Origin of the sequence: Propioniciclava sp. MC1683, assembly GCF_014164675.1 — a bacterium.
Taxonomy (GTDB): Bacteria; Actinomycetota; Actinomycetes; order Propionibacteriales; family Propionibacteriaceae; genus Propioniciclava.
On record NZ_JACJFX010000016.1, the window covers coordinates 1 to 17,532 of the forward strand.

A 17,532-nucleotide genomic window follows, 5' to 3' on the forward strand; every position below is an offset into this window, starting at 1 on the left:
CTACCGAGGCGTCACGAAGAACGACAACTGGCTCCACCAACGAGTCGCGGCGATCAACCTCCGCCGCCTCCTGAACCTCGGCCTCAGCTTCGGCAACACCGGCTGGGCGATCGCCTGACCAGCCCCGCAACGAGCTTGAACACCAACCACACGGGTCCACCACGACCCTCAGACAAGCGCGACGACCCCGCTGTCGCACTCAACTGCGCTGACTCACACTCGCGGCTCGACAGCCGCGGCGGCGTCCCACCCGCCACCCACGTCCAACCCGCCGTCAGATAGACGCCTTGTTCAGCAGGCTCCTAGGGCTGGCGCTACTCACGTCGAGCCCACCGTCGACCCGCACCTCGCGGCAGATGCGTGGGCTTGGTTGGCGTTGTGCCAAACGTCCTACGCCTCGGAAGTGGGGCTAGAAGGTCAGCGCGCGACTGTTAGCGGGTAGATACTCCGCGACCCCCTGAAGTCTGTTGCCGTGTCAGGGGCGTCGGCATCACCCAGCACTCGATCGAGAGAGAAGTGAGATGAAGCGCCGTCTGATCATGTTTGTCGCTGTCCCCGCCATCGGACTCCTTGGGAGCCTCCTCGTCCGTGGCCTCCACGCCAGGGGTGATCACCGCTCAGCAGACCGCCTGGATCGTCTGGTGGGGCGGTTGAATGGACGGAATCGAAGGGGCGCACGTCGGTAGGAAGACGACGCTGGGCGCACCCGTCTGCTCCTTGCCGCTCCTTCACCATGATGCGGACCGCTCATCGACGCACCGTGGGCGAGCGAGCGCCCTACCTTCGATCAGGTGTTCGGGACGAGTGACGGGCCCATCCGGCATCGGTCGCGACCGCCGAGACACGCTCGAGCTAGCAAGCTCCTGGCAATACGTCGCCGCCGCGTATGCCCACGCTGACGGCGGCATGACCGGATGTTGGTCAAGTCAACCTCTGACGATCTGGGCGAGGCCGTGGAACCAGCGCTGAAGGTAAGGCGTCTGGCCGCGGCTCAGGGCGCGCTCGATGCCGTTGAGGACCATCTCCCGGCTCCAGTGCCCGCGCTGCACCAACTGCGGGATGACATAGTTGTCGAGCCTCCGACCGGACCAGGGGGTGGCTTCATCCCGCTGCGCCAAGGAGGCGCCCTTCACACCGTCGACGTCGAAGATCCGAGCGAAGGTGACCTTGATGAGACATGGCCGCTCTTCCAGGTAGCGCAGTAGGTAGGTGCCGCTGCGGGCGCCGGGCACACCGGTGGCCAGGCAGAGCACCGCGCCCCGCTGGGTCGGGGCGGGCACGAGGCCTTCGTGTGCCCAGTCGAACATCGCGTCCAGACCGCGGATGCGGTCCGAAGCCTTCGGGTTGCGCAGGAAGCGAGCCGACCATTCCTCGACGAAGGCATCGAGGTCGTCGGGGAACAAGGCCCTGGGCAGATCGACGGCGTCCGGCATGTCCAGCGGCGCATACTTAACCGCTTGCGACAGCGTGGAGGAGGCCAGAAGCGCGGCGGCGGCCGCAGACCGGTGTCCTGACCGGAGAGGGCCGAGCCACTCTCGGTCAGGGGCGCGAGCACCGTCCGGGTATCCGGTGACGAAGCGTTCATGCGCGCGCACCGCCGTTCTCAGGCGCTGCCGCTGCGCTGAGGACATCCCCACTAGCACTTCGATGGCCTCGTCGCGGTGACCGCGTCGCATCGCCGACCACAGTGCGGCAGTCTGAAGAACCTCGCCCACCTCCCAGAGGATACCCAGGACGCGGCTCGCGGCGACTCCCTCCCAACGCGCACTGGACTCCTCGGCATGATCGGTCTCGACCAGCTCGGCGTACGTCCGACCATGGGCATCAGAGCGATGTCGTGACCATCGGCAGTTGAGCGAGATCACGATCCTGGGCGTCAACACACGACCGACTCTGGGCATGACAGCGATGTCACGACCATCGGCATGTGCGTGATGTCGCACCCTTGCCAGAGCTGACCTCACGGTGCGCTGTGCAGCACGCGAGTTGAGATTCGTTGAGCCGACTCGGCTCACTCTCACTTTCCGACCGGAAACCGGTTTCTACTCTCATCGACTCTCAGTTTCCGGTCGTTACTCTCACTTTCGCACCTACCGGACAGCTGACCTCGCGACGCGTCGGCCAGACTGAAACTACAGACATGTGATTTATCCCCAAGTGGGGACAAACCTGTGGACAAGTGCATGATGCTCCACCCGGAAACGCAGCACGGGCCCCGTCCGTGAAGGACGAGGCCCGCGGCGTCCGATCGGAGCCTACCCACCCCCAGGAGGCATCACGATCGGAGTCTTGGGTGCAGGTCAGGCCTGCTCGATGGCCGACACCTCGAACTCGAGGACGACCTTGTCGGCGACCAGGAAGCCACCGGTCTCGAGGGCGGCGTTCCAGGTGAGGCCGAAGTCGGCGCGGCTGATGGTCGCCTCACCCTCGAAGCCGATGCGGTTGTTGCCGAACGGGTCCTTGGCAGCGCCCTGGAACTCGAACGGGATCGTGATCGACTTGCTGGTGCCACGGATCGTCAGGTCGCCGGTCACCTCGACGACGTCACCCTTCACGTTGAAGTCGGTGCCGCGGAAGGTGATCTCGGGGTAGGTCTCGACGTCGAGGAAGTCGCCGGAGCGGACGTGCGCGTCACGGTCGGCGTTGCGCGTGTTGATCGAGGCGGCCTTGATGTCGACGTTCAGGGTCGAGGCCGACGGGTTGGCGCCGTCGATGGTGGCGGTGCCGCTGTACTCCTCGAAGGAGCCGCGGACCTTGGTGACCATGGCGTGACGGGTCACGAAGCCGATGGTGGTGTGCGACGGGTCGAGGACGTAGGTCCCCTTGAGCTCGGCGAGCTGCGACATGTTGTGTCCTCCTGCGTTGGTTGTTGGTTCAACCATACACCCATGATGGTTGAATCGTCAACAACCTACGGGAAAAGCTGTTTTCGCTGCCCTTCTGCGCTGCCTGTAGTGTGACGCCAGAGTGACCCACGGCCTCACCAAGGAGGAGTTCAATGACGACCCCTGCCACGATCTCTGCTGGCGACAAGAACCTGGAACTGCCCTTCGTGCAGGCCACCCAGGGCAACAATGGCTATGACATCAGCAAGCTGATGGCACAGACCGGCGACACGACGTTCGACATCGGTTTCGCCAACACGGCGGTCTGCAAGTCGGCCATCACCTTCATCGACGGCGACAAGGGCGTGCTGCAGTACCGCGGCTACCCGATCGACCAGCTGGCCGAGAAGTCGACCTTCCTCGAGACCTCCTACCTCGTGCTGTACGGCGAGCTCCCGACGAAGGAGCAGCTGGCCGAGTTCACCGAGAAGGTCGCCAACCACATGGTGATCGACGAGCGCATCCGTGAGATGTTCCGCATCTTCCCGCGCCGTTCGCACCCGATGCCCGTGCTGTCCGCCGGTATCACGGCCCTGGGCCTGTTCTCCCCCGAGACCATCGGTTTCGACGAGGAGCGCATCGACATGGCCACCCACCGCCTGATGGCGAAGGTGCCGACGCTGGCCGCCTACGGCTACAAGAACTCGATCGGTCAGCCCACGCTGTACCCGGACTACTCCCTGTCCTACGTCGAGAACTTCCTCCGGATGTCCTTCGGCACCGTCACCGGCCCCTACGAGCTGGACGACGAGATCGTGAAGGCCATGGAGGTCCTGCTGATCCTCCACGCCGACCACGAGCAGAACTGCTCCACCTCGACCGTTCGTCTGGTCGGCTCGGCGCAGACCAACCTCTACCAGTCGGTGTCCTCCGGCGTGAACGCCCTGTACGGCCCGCTGCACGGTGGCGCCAACCAGGCCGTCCTGGAGATGCTCGACGACATCGCCGAGCGCGGCATCTCCGTCAAGGACTACGTCAACAAGGTCAAGGACAAGGCCTCCAACGAGCGCCTCATGGGCTTTGGCCACCGCGTGTACAAGAACTACGACCCGCGCGCCGCGATCATCAAGAAGCACGCCGACGCCATCCTGCGCAACCGCGCCGGCGGCAACGACCAGCTCCTCGACATCGCCCTCGAGCTCGAAGAGGCCGCCCTGAGCGACCCGTACTTCGTCGAGCGCAAGCTGTACCCGAACGTGGACTTCTACACGGGCCTCATCTATCGCGCGATGGGCTTCCCGACCGACATGTTCACCGTCCTGTTCGCCATCGGCCGCCTCCCGGGCTGGATCGCCCAGTGGCGCGAGATGATCATGGACCCGACCAACAAGATCGGCCGCCCGCGGCAGATCTACGTCGGTGCCACCGAGCGCGACTACGTCCCGATCGACCAGCGCTGATCAGCAGTTCCTTCGACAGGGGCAGGCCATCCGGCCTGCCCCTGCTGTTTGCCTAACTAAACGGCGGACGAAGGCCAGCACACTACTACGTCGAGAGACGTGTCTACCTTTCGGAACGAGTGGGTTGACAACGTTGTGACGGGCATTGCTAATATGATGAACATCTTCGCAGCTTGGGGGAGCCGTGAAAACAGTCACCACCCCCAGGAGGCGATGTGAAGAAGGCAGTAGTCCTACTTAGCGGCGGGCTCGACTCCACCACGTGCTTGGCATTGGCCAAAGAGCGTGGCTTTGATGTCACTGCGCTGAGCTTCAACTACGGTCAGCGGCATGTCGGTGAGTTGGCGCGGGCTCAACAGATCGCGGCCCGAGCAGGGGTAGTGGACCACCGCATGATCTGGGTCGACCTCCGCGCCTTTGGCGGGTCTGCCCTGACGGATGAGATCGACGTTCCCAAGCACCCGGGCGTCCGTGAGATCGGTGCTGGTGTACCGGTAACATACGTGCCAGGACGCAACACCATCTTCCTTTCCTTCGCTGTGGCCTTGGCCGAGGTGCTGAGCTCTTCCGACATCTTCATCGGCGTCAACGCCGTCGATTACTCGGGCTACCCAGATTGCCGGCCCGAGTTCATTCAGGCCTTTCAGGAGGCGGCCCGTCTCGGCACCGTACTCGGCGTCACCACCGGTGAACTGACCATCCATGCGCCACTCACGGGCATGTCCAAGGCGGAGATCATCCGTCAGGGTCTGGCCCTTGGCGTGGACTACGGGCTGACGACGTCCTGCTACGATCCCACCCCTGACGATCGCGCGTGTGGGGCGTGCGACGCCTGTCTCCTGCGTCTCAAGGGATTCCATGATGCCGGCGTGACCGACCCCATCGAGTATGAGTGCGGTTCATGACTTATCAGGTCAAGGAGATCTTCTACACCCTGCAAGGGGAAGGGCGTTGGGCAGGTCGGCCCGCAGTCTTCTGCCGGTTCTCCGCGTGCAACCTGTGGACCGGACGCGAAAGGGACCGATCGCGAGCCGTGTGTCGATTCTGCGACACGGACTTCGTCGGGACCAACGGACCCGGGGGAGGTAAGTTCAAGAAGTCCGCGGACCTGGCCGCGGCCGTGGAGTCACGCTGGCCCGTCGGGACGGAGGGCGAGCCCATGGTCGTGTTCACCGGAGGCGAGCCCTTGATTCAACTGGATGGTCCGCTCATCGCTGCGATGCAGGCACGCGGATTTTACGTGGCGGTCGAGACGAACGGCACGCTGCCAGCCCCCGAAGGGATCGACTGGATCTGCGTCAGCCCCAAGGCCGGGGCACCTCTCGCCCTCACGGCAGGTGACGAACTCAAATTGGTGTACCCGCAAGCAGAGAACCACCCAGACGACTTCATCCACCTTGACTTCGCTTCTTGGCGGCTGCAGCCACTCGACGATCCGAATCTCGCTGAGAATACGCGGCTCGCCACTCTTTACTGTCTCCAGAACCCTCGCTGGCAATTGAGCCTCCAGACACACAAGATCGTAGGTATCGCATGACGTTCGAGATTTCCAAGGAGTTTCGGTTCGAGGCCGCTCACCGGCTCCCGAATGTGCCGGAAGGTCATAAGTGCGGACGCATCCACGGGCACTCCTTCACCCTGGACGTTTCCGTCACCGGGGATCTTGGGGAGCCGTCGGGATGGGTGATAGATTATGGGGAGATCAAGGTGGCAGTGAAACCCCTTATCGACCAACTGGACCACCATTATCTCAACGATGTCCCGGGCCTGGAAAATCCGACCAGTGAAATCCTTGCCCAATGGATCTGGAATGCCCTGAAGCCTCGCTTGCCCGGACTGTCACAGGTCACTATCCGAGAGACTGAGACAACCTCATGCACCTATCGTGGGGGTGGCGCATGACGCCCGCGACTGACCTGATCGATCCGCAGACGGCCGCCGAATTGCGCGGCATCCCCATCGAATGGGTCGGGATTGATCGAGTTCGCTACCCGATAGTTTTCGATGACGGTCAGGCAACGATGACGACCGTCGCTTCGTGCGAGGTGAGCGTGGGGTTGGAAGCCGATCGTCGAGGCACCCACATGAGCCGAATGGTCGCATTCCTCCACGAGACCTTGGTGCAGTACGACCCGCGCCAGACACCGTCGCTCCTGCGTGCACTTGCCACCAAGATGGGTACAGCGTCCGCTTCCTTCTCCGTGGCTTTTCCCTTTGCGACTACCGTCGTGGCACCGTCCACAAGTCAACTCTCGTGTCAGGTGAGCGACGTGCACCTCGCCTCGACTCTTCGCGACGGTGCCATCACACTGGCCACCACGGTAAGTGCGGAGGTCACGAGCCTGTGTCCATGCAGCAAGGCCATCAGCGACTATGGCGCCCACAACCAGCGCAGCCAAGTTGATCTGACGGTGATCGGGCCGGGTATCAACCCCTACCCCATGAGCGTGAGTGACATCGGCGGCGAGATCGTACTCCACGGGTCAGCACCCGTGATTCCTCTCGTGAAGAGAGCCGACGAGCGCCACCTCACCATGCTCGCCTACGACCAACCGAAGTTCGTGGAAGACATGGTTCGCGACGTGAGCGCGGCGATGCGCCGGCGCGGCCTCCACCACCAGGTAAAGGTTCGGAATCTCGAGAGCATACACAGCCACGATGCCGTCGCTCGTCTGTCGTGGACTCCCGAGGAGAAGTAGCAACCCCAGCCTCACCCGGGAGTCGCCCGGGGAGTAACCAAGGAACGAAAGGAGGGAAAAGCATGATCGACGAAACCCCGAAGAAGGCCGAGGCACAGGACCTCGCCGAGTTCGAGTCCGACTTCACGTGGTCGGAGGTCGAAGTTGTCGATGACACCGAGGCGCTGTTCTTCGGTGCCATGAAGAAGATGCTGTAGCAAGTATCTGCAAGTGCCGGGTGACCGGCCAACGGGCTGGTTGCCCGGCACCCCAGAGACATCTTCACCCCCATGTCGAAGGAATACTGAGTTGATCGTGCTTGGAGTCAATGGCTTCTTCAATGCTGACCATGATGCCGGGAGTTGCCTTGTTGTGGATCAGAAGGTTGTGGCGGCAGTCGAGGAAGAGCGACTTGGTCGCGTGAAGCGAGCACCCCACCAAGACCCTGGTGTCTCGGCGCTGGAAGTCTTGTCCCTTGGCGACATCGACCATCAAGCAGTCGACGTTGTCGCCTACCCATGGGTACCTGAGCCCCTCGGACTGGATCCGATGCGCGAGGCTGAGCGCATTCTACAAACGTTGCGCGCCCGTGGCGTCCGACTGCGAAGGACCGTAGAGGTCCGCTTCGTTCCGCATCACCAGGCCCACGCTTGGGTCGGTTTGACATACCTCCCCGTCCAGGAACGACACCGGGCGGCAGTACTCGCCTTGGATGGCAGCGGCGAAAGTACGTCCGGAGCACTCTTCCATGTCCGCGAGGGCCGACCCACGTTGGTCTGGCACCTTCCCTTGGAGAGCTCGCTGGGAGCCTTCTACGAGGGGGCAACGGCTGCCATCGGGTTTGCCTGGGGTCAGGAGGGCAAGACCATGGGACTGGCATCGTACGGAACCGTTGTCGGGGAGTTCCCCCCACTGCCGACTCCAGAGGCCCGGCGTTTCGAAGGCCCCCTGCCACAGTTGTCACATGACTACCTGACGATCGTGAAGGGCTTTGCGCGGCAACTGACCATGGCCTTGGGCGAGCCCAACACATTCATGGAACGTGCCAAGGTCGCGGCATTCGCCCAGGAACACCTAACACGTTCGGTCAAGGGGTTGATCGGAGAAGCAGATGCTCCCACGATCGTACTGTCCGGTGGAACGGCGCTGAACTGCGCGATGAACGGCGACATGGCCACTTGGTTGGCACACCGTGGGCAGCGCCTTGTTGTTCCTCCCCCGGCCAATGATGCGGGTGTAGCGTTGGGCGCGGCGGTCGCGGTCGCATCCGAGGAGGGTCCTGTCGAGCAACTCGATACGGCTCTCCTCGGCCGTGAATTCACGACGGGCCAGATAGGTGATGCAATGACGAGCCTCGGCGCTCGCATGGCGGACTGCTCAACAGAGCATCTAGTCGATCGCCTGCGCGCAGGCGAGACCATCGGGTGGTTCGCCGGTCGCGCCGAAATCGGACCGAGGGCCCTGGGGGCACGCTGTGTCATTGCACGGCCGGATTCCGAAGCACTCCGGGACCGCATCAACGTCGCGAAGGGCCGAGAATCGTGGCGGCCACTTGCCCCATCCGTCACCAGCGCCGAGTTCGAACGCTCTTTCGAGGGCTGTCCGTCGCGCTACATGCTCAAGGCAAGCTTGGTACGCCCTGGAGCACAGGGTCTTCGTGGCGTCACTCATGTCGATGGAACCGCCAGACCCCAAGTGGTCCCCCCTGCCGGAACCTACAGCGAGGTCGTCGCTGGCATGGGAAGTGACTCCACACCCCAAGCAGTGATCTGCACCTCCTTCAATCGGGCGGGCGAACCAATCGTCTACTCGCCTAGGCATGCGCTCCTCAGCGCACGATCGATGGGTCTGCAGGCATTGGCCGGAAACGGGTGGATCGTCGATCTGGCGAGGAGAAGTTGAATGGGAGAAGACGTGCTTGGCCGCGAAGTCCGGTTCACACTAACGGGTTGTGACCGCGATATTCTCGATTCTTTGACTGTTATTCGTACGCTGGTCCGCGACATGTGTGAGGTGCTGCGCGTTCATATCAAATCGCTCCACGAGGAACGTTTCGAACCGCAGGGCGTGAGCGTCGTCGCTATTCTTGCAGAATCGCACGCCGCAGTTCACACGTGGCCAGAGTTGGGATCTGCCACCATCGACATCTTCAGTTGCGGGGAGGTCGACCCCAGTTCCACCCTCCCCTTGGTTGCGCGCACCTTACGCGCTACGGGTTCAAGTATGCAGTTCGGCGAACGGTCCGTCGAGGTCGCTCCGAAGATGACGAGGTATCACCGATTCGAGCAGTACCTGCTTCGACCCACGCCTGGCGGACACTTCGCACCGCCTGTCTTCCGACGAGGAATTGGACGTGAGTTCATGATGGAGCCCGAAGCACTGGCTTGGCAGGAGTTCTTCTGTTCGGCTGAATATCAACCGCCCTCAGGCCAAGACATCCTGCTACTCCATCCATGCACTTGGGCTAAACCGTACGACATGTCCGCCTTCATCACTCTATTGAGGGGGGTGACCGACAAGCATCCACGCGTTCATAGAGCCATCATTTCCAATGTCGGCGTCGTCCCCTTCGAATACCAAATGAACCCATTTTTCTGCAGTTATGACTACAGTCCAGTCGGGAAGCTTGAGTCCGTGGATGAATCGGAGGGGAGTGCGACAATCTTCGCAAAGCTCGCGTCGGATCGGATCCGCCGCTACCTCGAGGCACATACCGGTGACTACAGCGCCGTGGTGCTCTTGGGGCATCCGCTCGTCAGCAGCCTTCGCACCCAGGTCCAAGAAATCGCTCGGTCCACGGGTTTGTCCGGCTTCGCGGTACCCACCCCCGATGCGTATCTTGTCTCTCAGTCTGAGGCAGAGGGGAACGCGGACGTTGACGCCCCCCTCTTCATGCCGACAACCTTGGCGCAACTCGACAGGCGCCTGATTGCCCTCCTGGCCCACCTCGACGGGGTTGTCCATCATGGCTGACTTGACCGTCGTCATCCCCGTACGCGATGACCCAATGATCGAGAGGTGTCTGCGGTCCTTCGACCACCCGGGCGCTCAGCCATTGGTTATTCTCAATGACCCTACGGCGAGAGTTCGGCGATTGGTCCAGGATTCAGGAGCTCCGTTTCTGACCTTGGATGTTGCGGGGGGCCCAGCTGCGTGCCAACACGGCATCCGGCAGGCACCAACCGACCACGTGGTACTCATGGACAGTGACTGCGTCTTCCGAGCCGGGGCTTTGGCGGCGTTCCATGGCGCTATTGGCAGTGCTCCGTTCGTAAGGGGTCGGGTCGTCTTCGCGCATTACACCCGATCTCAACGTGTCGTTGCGGCAGTGCGCACCATGCACACAAACGCCCCCTCATTCGTCTTCAAGGTACCCCTGATGATCGACCGCAAGGTTGAGCCCCACGTGGGGGGGTACTTCTTCGACAAACGCCTCACCTGGACCGAAGACTTCGACTTGACGCAGCGCGTCCATGCTCGAGGTGTCCCCGTCCGTAGACTCCGCGATGCCGTCGTCATCCACGAACCGTTGAACCCAGCGGAAGACCTACGTAAAGCCATGTCCTACGGTGCCGGCCATCGCCAAGGGGTCAGATTGGGCCTCCCCGGTTACCGGAGGCTTCGACCGGGTGGCCTCACCCAACTACCGGGCTTGGCGCGTCGGGTCGGTCCCCTCACGGCGATGTACGCGTTGGCATTCAATTTCGCCACAGCAATGGGATACGCCGCGGAGCAGATTCGAGAAGGGATGTCACGTGACCGAGACTGACAACCCCGCCGTCGAGGCGTATGACACGCTGGCAGGGATCTATGACCTCGCGATCCCGGATCCGGCAGGTTTCACCGACTTCTATCTTGACAGCTGTCGCGGTGTGGAGACGGTCCTGTACGTAGGATGCGGCACCGGACGGCTCCTGGCCGGGATGGCGGAATCCGGGATCTTGGTTGTGGGCGTTGACCCATCCACGGAGATGCTTCGGCGCGCGCAGGAGCGACTCGATTCGATGGCATCTCGCGTTCCGAACTCCCGTGACGTGGAGTTGACCGTGGACCAACTTCCCGAACTCGGCAGCCAGGAGGGTCGGTTGTACGATCGAGTCATCGCTGCGGGAGGGGCCTTCGAGTACCTCATGACCACGCGGGATCAGATTGCCGCCCTCCGTCGGATGGGGGAATTGCTGACACCTGACGGGCAGTTGCTCATCGACGTCGCGGCTCCACCATTCGCCTCCAGAACGCCTCGCGGCAACTATGTAGGTGATGGCTCAGCATCCTCCGATGACTCCCTTGGCCCGGACGGCTCCGCATCCTTGGTGAAGTCGTCCGAGGTTCGGTTCGCGTACGATCACTTCCATCAGGTGCTTGAGAGCCGGTGTCACTTCTACCTGCACGAGCAAGATGATCCGGTCGCAGTCGCCTATCGCACGCGTTACACAACCATCGCTGAATGGCGGATGCTCCTGCCATTGGCCGGTCTTCGTGGTCAGATCTTCGGCGGCTTTCGTGGTGAGCCAGTAACCCGCAACTCTTCGAACTTCGTCATCAGCGCGGGTGTTGCATGAGCCGCCGGCTGATCATCGGAGCGCATGCGGACGACGAGACCATCGGCTGCGGAGCGACCCTGGCGAAGTATGCCGAACGGGGCGTAGAGCACTTCGTCGGGATACTCACCCGGGATCGAGGGGATGAGCAGCATGAACGACGGATGCAAGAGGCCCACGCTGCATGGGAACTCTTGGGCGTGCGGTCGCATGCTTGGGCGGACCTCCGGGAACACCCGCTCCCGCGAGAGCGGGAGGCGGTGGACGCCATTGCTGGGTGGTTGGACAGCTTCCGTCCCGATCTTGTCCTGGTCCCGCACCCGGGTGAGAAGGATCGTGACCACGCAGCCGTCGGCGACGCGGTGCACGACGCCATGGCACTGACGGGATGGTGGCCACCCCTCCTCGGTTACGAGGTGTGGACACCCCTGCAAGAGGTGCATGTCATCGAGCAGGTGGATGCCACGATCGAGCGGAAGGTACAGGCAATCCAGTGCTACCGATCACAACTGGAGGCGAATGCGTACGATGACGGGGCACTCGCACTCGCCCGATATCGAGGTGTGATGACAGGTCGCGGGAAGTATGCCGAGGTGTTCACGGTGATCGGGCGATGACGATCGACTGCTTGACGTTCGGCGACAGTACCGTGATCGTCGATTCCCTCCCCGGGATCGCCTCCGTGTGCGCCACTGTCTGGATTGGGCGAGGAAGCCGTGATGAGACGCCGGCCACGCTGGGCGCCGCCCACCTGCTGGAGCATCTGGTGACCGCGGCCCACGAAGATGTACCCGGTGGGTTCGTAAGTATGGTGGATGCAGTCGGGGGCCAGTACAAAGTTCTTACAACTCCGGAGTTCACTGTCTACGGCTTCACTGCGTCCGCCGATTCGTGGGAACGACCTTGGGCCGCCCTCACCAATCAGCTGACATCGGTCTCCTTCGATTCCGCCTTGTTCGAACACCAGCGCACGATCGTCCTCAACGAGATCGCTGACGCTGCGGATGATCAGTCCCGCGCCGCCCACCAACTCGCGATCCAGGACCTTCTTGGTCCACACCCCTTGGCCAATCCTGCGATGGGAACCATCGACGGGATACACGCGCTGAGCCCTGCCGCGGTCCGTACCCACATGAAGGCGGCGCACCGCAGGCCAGATGTGACCATCGTGTTGTCCGGTGCGGTGGATCGGACCGTAGGCGGACACCTCGCCGGAACTCTGATCGAGGCATTGCCAAGGACCTCCATCCCGACAAGGCGAACACCACCCGTGGCGATTCCCGGCCGCACGGTACGCCAACGACAGCAATCACGTTCACAAGTACTGGTCTCTTGGCTTCTTCCCTCGGCCGGATCGTTGGATGCCGCGACGCTGGGCGTCCTGAATCGCGTCATGGGCGCAGGCGCGCACGGACGCCTTCGAGATCGGTTCGCGGCATCCGACTCGTCCTACTCACTCTATTCGTACCGATCGACGTTCTCAGACTGCGCCATCTGGACTGTCTACACCATGTGCGATCCTCGCGACCAAGACCGCGTGACGGGGTCGATCATTGAAGCACACTACGAGCTCAGTGGCTCCCGCCCACCGGCGAACGACGAGGTGCACCGGGCTGGAGCGGCTCTGGCAGGGTCCCTTGCGCTCGGTCTGGAGAGCACTCACATGCGTGCCAACTGGCTGGGTCGAAGCTTCCTCACCCACCCGGAGGTGCCCTCCTACGAAGGGTCGAAGTCCCGACTCGCCCAAGTCGGGGCAGACCACCTGGTCGAGATGGTCGAACGCATGGGTGAACCATCCGTCACCATACTTGAAGGGAGGACTGGACATGAGTGACTCCGGACAATCCCTGCACACGTACAGAGCCTCCTTGCTCGAGTCACTGAATCGCTCTGAGACCGCGTCCTGGAACGAACAGCCAGGAGCGGCCCTTGCCCGATACACGTGGCGATCTTGGTATCGCTGGACTCAACCCCAAGCCGATCGGCTGCTGGCCGAAGCCTCGATCTTTCACCCGGGAAACGTCGGAGTGGGTGGTCTGACTCGCCTGCACGACCGAATCATGACCATCATCGACGGCATCGGTCCGGCCCCTGCGCCCATCTCTTCGTTGAAGAATCCGCAAGTTCGACTACCTCCGTTGGAGAGCAACGTCGACTACGGCCAACTGACATGCGACGTGGCCAGCCGCGACCGGGTCGCTGAGGAGATCTGCAGAGACTTCCCCTACGGCGGCAGGGTTCTTTTCCTCGGTGACGACGACCTCGTCTCCGAAGCTGTTGCACTGGCGGGCTTCTCAGTGACCGTGGTCGACGTGGATGAGCGTATCGGTCAGTGTCTGGCCACCGTTGAGGCAGACCTGTCCTTCGTCCTGGGGGATGTCCGGCGCCCCCTCGAAGCGGGGCAGTTCGATGCAGTCGTTCTCGACCCCGCGGATGGTTCTGTCGCCCTCAATCACTGGCTGAATCGCGTGCATGAACACCTGGGAGACGAGGAGGGGGTACGCGTGTACCTGTCGGTCAACATGCACCGACTCGGACGTCGGTGGGCATCCCTCCTGGCTGGGCTGGCGCGCCGAGACCTGGTTCCAGTTCGATCCCAAGAGCGCATCAAGCGGTACCCGTCGCCTTCATGGGCTGATACCACCACTGACCTCTGGGTCTTCGAGAGGATGGCCCTGCCCAGTTCGCTACCTGTCCCCTATGTCGAGATCGAGACCAACCGATGAGTGTCCCTCCTCGTCCGCGACACAGAGTCTGGCGCAATCGGCCCCTGGCCACTCTGGCGCTGTCTCAGATCGCCGCAGCCCTCAGCTTCTACGTCCCCGTGAGCGCACTCTTCTTGACGAGCCGGGGGCTCTCTTTCACTGAGATCTTCTGGCTGGAGAGCGTCCTGCTGGCCAGCATTCTGGCCACGGAAGTACCCGCCGGGGTATGGGCAGACCGAATTGACCGGCGTTGGGCAATCATGGCCGGCTACGGTTTCAATGCTGCGGCCGAAGTCCTGTTCGCAGTGGGACAGCACTTCGCAATGTTCGCGTTGTCCTTCGCATTGAGCGGGATAGGCCTCGCCTTACTCAGCGGCATCGAGGACGCCTATGTCTACGAATCCATGGGGGACGGGGCGGATGAGGCCGCGGTCGGTGTGTTCGGGCACCTCAGCTCCCTCGGTATTGCTGCAGGCGTGCTCGCGGCCGTCGTCGGCGGTGGCTTGGCCACCATCAGCATCGACCTGCCTGCGATCCTGAGCGCCGTAGCTGCAGGGCTGGCAGCAGTGATCGCCTGGTTCCTGCCTGCCTGTGCACCAGACCCAGCTGAGCACGGCGATCCGACCCCCATCCGACAAGTCGGCGGTGCACTACGTTTGATCTTCCGCAGCCCGGTTCTCCTGTACGTCTCCGTCGCTGCCAGTGCTGGGTTCGTCCTGTTCAACTCCGTGTACACGCTGAACCAACCACTGTTCACCGCCGGGGCCATCCCCGTTTCTTGGTGGGGGTCGCTCGTGGCGGCCGCGCTCCTCCTTGCCGCCGTCTGCAACCACTTCGCGGACCTGTTCGAGGCTCGCCTGGGGCGGGCTGGCGCACTCTTCCTCGCAACCGCGCTGGGGGGGATCGGCTTCCTGTTGATGTCCTTGCCACATCCCGCTGCCACCATTGCCGGCTTCTTCCTCGTCATCGTCGGTATGAATGCCCGCGGCCCGGTGATGGGAGCGATCGCCAACAAGCTCGTTGACTCACGGCGGAGGAGCACCGTGCTGAGTCTCATGAGCACCTTGGGCAGTCTGATCGGAATCGCGGTGAATCCTGTGCTCGGCTGGGGCGCGGACATCAGCCCAACGGCAACCAGCATCGGTCTGGGCTTAGTTCTCCTCGTACTCGCCCTGACGTGGCTGCCGGTCGCACGGAAGTACTTGGACAACCCTTCGCACGCCAACGGCACCCAAGATGGGGCCACTGAGGCGCATCACGCTCCTTCAGGAGAAAGACTGGCCGGTTCTCCCCCCGCGCCCACCGACAGCGATTGAGACAGTCTGACCGACAAGATGGAGGCAGGAGCATGACGACCCGGACAACAGATGTCATCGTGCTGGGCGACGGTGCGTTAGGTCTGGCCTTGGCCGACACGCTGGCAACTCAGGCCCCGGACTTGAGCGTGACAGTCTTCGCGGGGCGAATATTCCCGGCGGCGTCTCGGGCTGCTGGCGCGATGATTGCGCCCTGGAGTGAGACGACAGCGAGAGGACGCGAGCGCCTTGGTCATCAAGTCCACGTGCAATGGGCCACGCGAGCCCGCAAACGTTGGGTCGACGCCTTGGAAGATGCCCGCTTCAATGACGTCCCGGTCATCAGCGGGCGGGGGAGTTTCGTTGTTCGAAACACAGTGTCCCATCAGTTGGAGGATCTCAACTTCCACGCCATCCAGTCGGAACTGAACCAGAACCAGGTGGCTTACGAGACGGTTGATGCGTCAGACGTTCCAGGGCTGGCCCCGTCCCCGTTGGCGCGTCCCCACGGCGTCCTCCATATCCCGGACGAGTTGACCCTGGACACAACCGCGCTGCACGGCTGGAGCCTGGAGCGGTTGGGTCGCTTCCCGAACGTGACCGTCGTACCGCGGGCCGCTCGACCGCTTGTCCGCGAAGACCAACTCATTGGTGTCGAGACGTCGGACGGAGAAGTGACAACTGCCGCACACGTTGTCATAGCTGCCGGGGTCGCCTCACGTCAGATCCTCCCGCCCAGCATACGAAATCTGATCCCGCCCCTGCTCCCCGGGGCGGGTGGCGCCATCGTGCTCGAGGGCAGGCGCGCCCGCGGCGTGAGGTCATGCATCCGTACCCCCAACCGGGCCTTCGCCTGCGGACTCCACGTGCTACCCACGGGACAAGACCACCTGTATGTCGGTGCCACCAACAATGTGTTGTCCGAACCATGGGTTCGCCTCAGCATGAGTGACGTCGAGTTTCTGGCACGCTGTGCCCGCACTCAGATCAACACCCAACTTGCTGCCTCAGGCATTGCAGAAGTCCGCGCCGCCAATCGGCCGATTCCATTCGACCTGCTGCCCATCGTGGGCATGACACCCATCGAGGGTCTCTGGCTGATGACCGGAACGTACCGCGACGGGCTCACCATGGCCCCCGAGTTGGCTGACGCAATCGTGGTTGAAATCCTGCATGGCACTCCCGCACTCCCCCCGGCTTGGACTCCTGCGCGCAGTCCCTCAATCACAACCCCTCGATCCGAGACGGTGGAAGACACGGTCATGCATCACCTGGCGGTCCTCGCCGAACACGAGTTGGATCCCGGGGTGGCGGGCTTGCACGGGCAGATGGCGGAGTTCTTCCGGCGTGACACTGAGGACGCCTATGACGCGTGGGGTGGCCATGCCGTTCCACCCGAAGTCCTGGCCTTCATCTCGCCCGCTACGGAGCTGGGCCGAGAGATCCTCTCGTACTTGGACGGATGGGCGGATCGCTGAAGCCAGCGCCTTCCCCCACCGATGAGTCCATCACTCACGGTTCGCCTGCACCGGACGCCCCGGGCGCAGCAGCCGCGCGAAGCCGGACACGGCCGAGCGGACGGCGTCCGGGACCACCACCGTGCGCCGCAGGTCGAGGCGCCACTGCCGCCCCGCGACCGATTCGACGAAGCCGAGCCTGCCGAGGAACACCCCCGGCAGGTGCCGGCAGTCGGGCACCCCGAACGTGCCCGGCGCGACGAGGGAACGCACCTTGCGCTGCACCAGCACGGCCGACGCGCGGTGCACGAGCTGGGTGCCGATGAGCTCGCGCACGTCCTCGCGCCGCACCCAGGCCTGCACGACGACCACCGAACCCTGCGGGTAGGGCCCCCCGAGCTCGGACGCCGGCGCTGCAGCCAGCGCCCCCACGACCTGACCGTCGCGGACCGCCTTCCACCCGAAGGTCGCGCCCTGCGGCGTACGGCCGCACCAGGGGCAGGCGAGGGTGCGCAGGTCGACGCTGTCGAGGGCCACCAGTGACCGCACGTGCACCTCCGTTCAGCCCCCG

The 17,532-nt window shown here is 63.1% G+C and carries 18 protein-coding genes; 14 read left to right on the forward strand and 4 right to left on the reverse strand.

The window, feature by feature from the left end; genetic code table 11:
- Positions 1–926 precede the first annotated feature (926 nt).
- Positions 927–1,865, reverse strand: coding sequence for a hypothetical protein (locus H5397_RS10570; RefSeq protein WP_182817292.1), 939 nt, complete (start codon positions 1,863–1,865; stop codon positions 927–929).
- Positions 1,866–2,300: 435 nt separating this feature from the next.
- Complete coding sequence (locus tag H5397_RS10575; RefSeq protein ID WP_182817294.1) at positions 2,301–2,846, reverse strand: YceI family protein; 546 nt, start codon at positions 2,844–2,846, stop codon at positions 2,301–2,303.
- Positions 2,847–2,998: 152 nt separating this feature from the next.
- Here H5397_RS10575 and H5397_RS10580 point away from each other — a divergent pair, with 152 nt between their 5' ends.
- From H5397_RS10580 to H5397_RS18280, 6 genes are all read left to right on the forward strand, one after another.
- On the forward strand, positions 2,999–4,285 hold the full coding sequence (locus tag H5397_RS10580) for a citrate synthase (RefSeq protein ID WP_182817296.1): 1,287 nt from the start codon (positions 2,999–3,001) through the stop codon (positions 4,283–4,285).
- 215 nt (positions 4,286–4,500) lie between these two features.
- Positions 4,501–5,190 (forward strand): 7-cyano-7-deazaguanine synthase QueC, encoded by a 690-nt coding sequence (gene queC, locus H5397_RS10585; RefSeq protein WP_182817297.1) that lies wholly within the window; start codon positions 4,501–4,503, stop codon positions 5,188–5,190.
- Complete coding sequence (queE, locus tag H5397_RS10590; RefSeq protein WP_182817299.1) at positions 5,187–5,822, forward strand: 7-carboxy-7-deazaguanine synthase; 636 nt, start codon at positions 5,187–5,189, stop codon at positions 5,820–5,822. Before queC ends, queE begins: the two co-directional genes overlap by 4 nt.
- Positions 5,819–6,187, forward strand: a complete 369-nt coding sequence (gene queD, locus H5397_RS10595) for a 6-carboxytetrahydropterin synthase QueD (protein WP_182817302.1) — start codon at positions 5,819–5,821, stop codon at positions 6,185–6,187. Before queE ends, queD begins: the two co-directional genes overlap by 4 nt.
- Positions 6,184–6,984 (forward strand): GTP cyclohydrolase I FolE2, encoded by an 801-nt coding sequence (locus H5397_RS10600; RefSeq protein ID WP_182817304.1) that lies wholly within the window; start codon positions 6,184–6,186, stop codon positions 6,982–6,984. Before queD ends, H5397_RS10600 begins: the two co-directional genes overlap by 4 nt.
- 62 nt (positions 6,985–7,046) lie before the next feature.
- Positions 7,047–7,181, forward strand: coding sequence for a hypothetical protein (locus tag H5397_RS18280; protein ID WP_255438826.1), 135 nt, complete (start codon positions 7,047–7,049; stop codon positions 7,179–7,181).
- A gap of 64 nt (positions 7,182–7,245) precedes the next feature.
- Here H5397_RS18280 and H5397_RS18285 read toward each other — a convergent pair whose 3' ends face one another.
- Complete coding sequence (locus H5397_RS18285; RefSeq protein ID WP_255438837.1) at positions 7,246–7,458, reverse strand: hypothetical protein; 213 nt, start codon at positions 7,456–7,458, stop codon at positions 7,246–7,248.
- A 54-nt stretch (positions 7,459–7,512) separates the two neighbouring features.
- Between H5397_RS18285 and H5397_RS10605 the strand changes: the two genes are divergently transcribed.
- The 8 genes from H5397_RS10605 (at position 7,513) to H5397_RS10640 (ending at position 16,982) form a co-directional block, all read left to right on the forward strand.
- Positions 7,513–8,865: a carbamoyltransferase C-terminal domain-containing protein gene (locus tag H5397_RS10605; protein WP_255438831.1), complete on the forward strand. Its 1,353-nt coding sequence runs from the start codon at positions 7,513–7,515 to the stop codon at positions 8,863–8,865.
- Complete coding sequence (speD, locus tag H5397_RS10610; protein WP_182817307.1) at positions 8,866–9,936, forward strand: adenosylmethionine decarboxylase; 1,071 nt, start codon at positions 8,866–8,868, stop codon at positions 9,934–9,936.
- A 782-nt stretch (positions 9,937–10,718) separates the two neighbouring features.
- Complete coding sequence (locus tag H5397_RS10615) at positions 10,719–11,525, forward strand: bifunctional 2-polyprenyl-6-hydroxyphenol methylase/3-demethylubiquinol 3-O-methyltransferase UbiG (RefSeq protein WP_182817309.1); 807 nt, start codon at positions 10,719–10,721, stop codon at positions 11,523–11,525.
- Complete coding sequence (locus tag H5397_RS10620; RefSeq protein ID WP_182817311.1) at positions 11,522–12,121, forward strand: PIG-L deacetylase family protein; 600 nt, start codon at positions 11,522–11,524, stop codon at positions 12,119–12,121. Before H5397_RS10615 ends, H5397_RS10620 begins: the two co-directional genes overlap by 4 nt.
- On the forward strand, positions 12,118–13,338 hold the full coding sequence (locus H5397_RS10625) for a pitrilysin family protein (RefSeq protein WP_182817313.1): 1,221 nt from the start codon (positions 12,118–12,120) through the stop codon (positions 13,336–13,338). Before H5397_RS10620 ends, H5397_RS10625 begins: the two co-directional genes overlap by 4 nt.
- Before the next feature lie 226 nt (positions 13,339–13,564).
- Positions 13,565–14,230: a bis-aminopropyl spermidine synthase family protein gene (locus H5397_RS10630; protein WP_182817314.1), complete on the forward strand. Its 666-nt coding sequence runs from the start codon at positions 13,565–13,567 to the stop codon at positions 14,228–14,230.
- Positions 14,227–15,525, forward strand: a complete 1,299-nt coding sequence (locus H5397_RS10635) for an MFS transporter (protein ID WP_255438827.1) — start codon at positions 14,227–14,229, stop codon at positions 15,523–15,525. Before H5397_RS10630 ends, H5397_RS10635 begins: the two co-directional genes overlap by 4 nt.
- Before the next feature lie 32 nt (positions 15,526–15,557).
- Positions 15,558–16,982: an FAD-binding oxidoreductase gene (locus H5397_RS10640; protein WP_182817316.1), complete on the forward strand. Its 1,425-nt coding sequence runs from the start codon at positions 15,558–15,560 to the stop codon at positions 16,980–16,982.
- 30 nt (positions 16,983–17,012) lie between these two features.
- Here the strand turns inward: H5397_RS10640 and H5397_RS10645 are convergent, their stop codons facing one another.
- The gene (locus H5397_RS10645) at positions 17,013–17,510 is read right to left on the reverse strand and encodes a hypothetical protein (protein ID WP_182817318.1); all 498 of its coding nucleotides are present in this window, start codon (positions 17,508–17,510) and stop codon (positions 17,013–17,015) included.
- Positions 17,511–17,532 lie beyond the last annotated feature (22 nt).

Bases quoted from the DNA above. Each gene is read 5' to 3' on its own strand.
- H5397_RS10640 (WP_182817316.1), top strand. From the start codon at position 15,558: ATGACGACCCGGACAACAGATGTCATCGTGCTGGGCGACGGTGCGTTA.
- H5397_RS10620 (WP_182817311.1), top strand. From the start codon at position 11,522: ATGAGCCGCCGGCTGATCATCGGAGCGCATGCGGACGACGAGACCATC.
- H5397_RS10630 (WP_182817314.1), top strand. From the start codon at position 13,565: ATGACCATCATCGACGGCATCGGTCCGGCCCCTGCGCCCATCTCTTCG.
- queD (WP_182817302.1), top strand. From the start codon at position 5,819: ATGACGTTCGAGATTTCCAAGGAGTTTCGGTTCGAGGCCGCTCACCGG.
- speD (WP_182817307.1), top strand. From the start codon at position 8,866: ATGGGAGAAGACGTGCTTGGCCGCGAAGTCCGGTTCACACTAACGGGT.
- H5397_RS10580 (WP_182817296.1), top strand. From the start codon at position 2,999: ATGACGACCCCTGCCACGATCTCTGCTGGCGACAAGAACCTGGAACTG.
- H5397_RS18280 (WP_255438826.1), top strand. From the start codon at position 7,047: ATGATCGACGAAACCCCGAAGAAGGCCGAGGCACAGGACCTCGCCGAG.
- H5397_RS10635 (WP_255438827.1), top strand. From the start codon at position 14,227: ATGAGTGTCCCTCCTCGTCCGCGACACAGAGTCTGGCGCAATCGGCCC.
- H5397_RS10605 (WP_255438831.1), top strand. From the start codon at position 7,513: ATGCGCGAGGCTGAGCGCATTCTACAAACGTTGCGCGCCCGTGGCGTC.
- H5397_RS10625 (WP_182817313.1), top strand. From the start codon at position 12,118: ATGACGATCGACTGCTTGACGTTCGGCGACAGTACCGTGATCGTCGAT.
- queE (WP_182817299.1), top strand. From the start codon at position 5,187: ATGACTTATCAGGTCAAGGAGATCTTCTACACCCTGCAAGGGGAAGGG.
- H5397_RS10575 (WP_182817294.1), bottom strand. From the start codon at position 2,846: ATGTCGCAGCTCGCCGAGCTCAAGGGGACCTACGTCCTCGACCCGTCG.
- H5397_RS10600 (WP_182817304.1), top strand. From the start codon at position 6,184: ATGACGCCCGCGACTGACCTGATCGATCCGCAGACGGCCGCCGAATTG.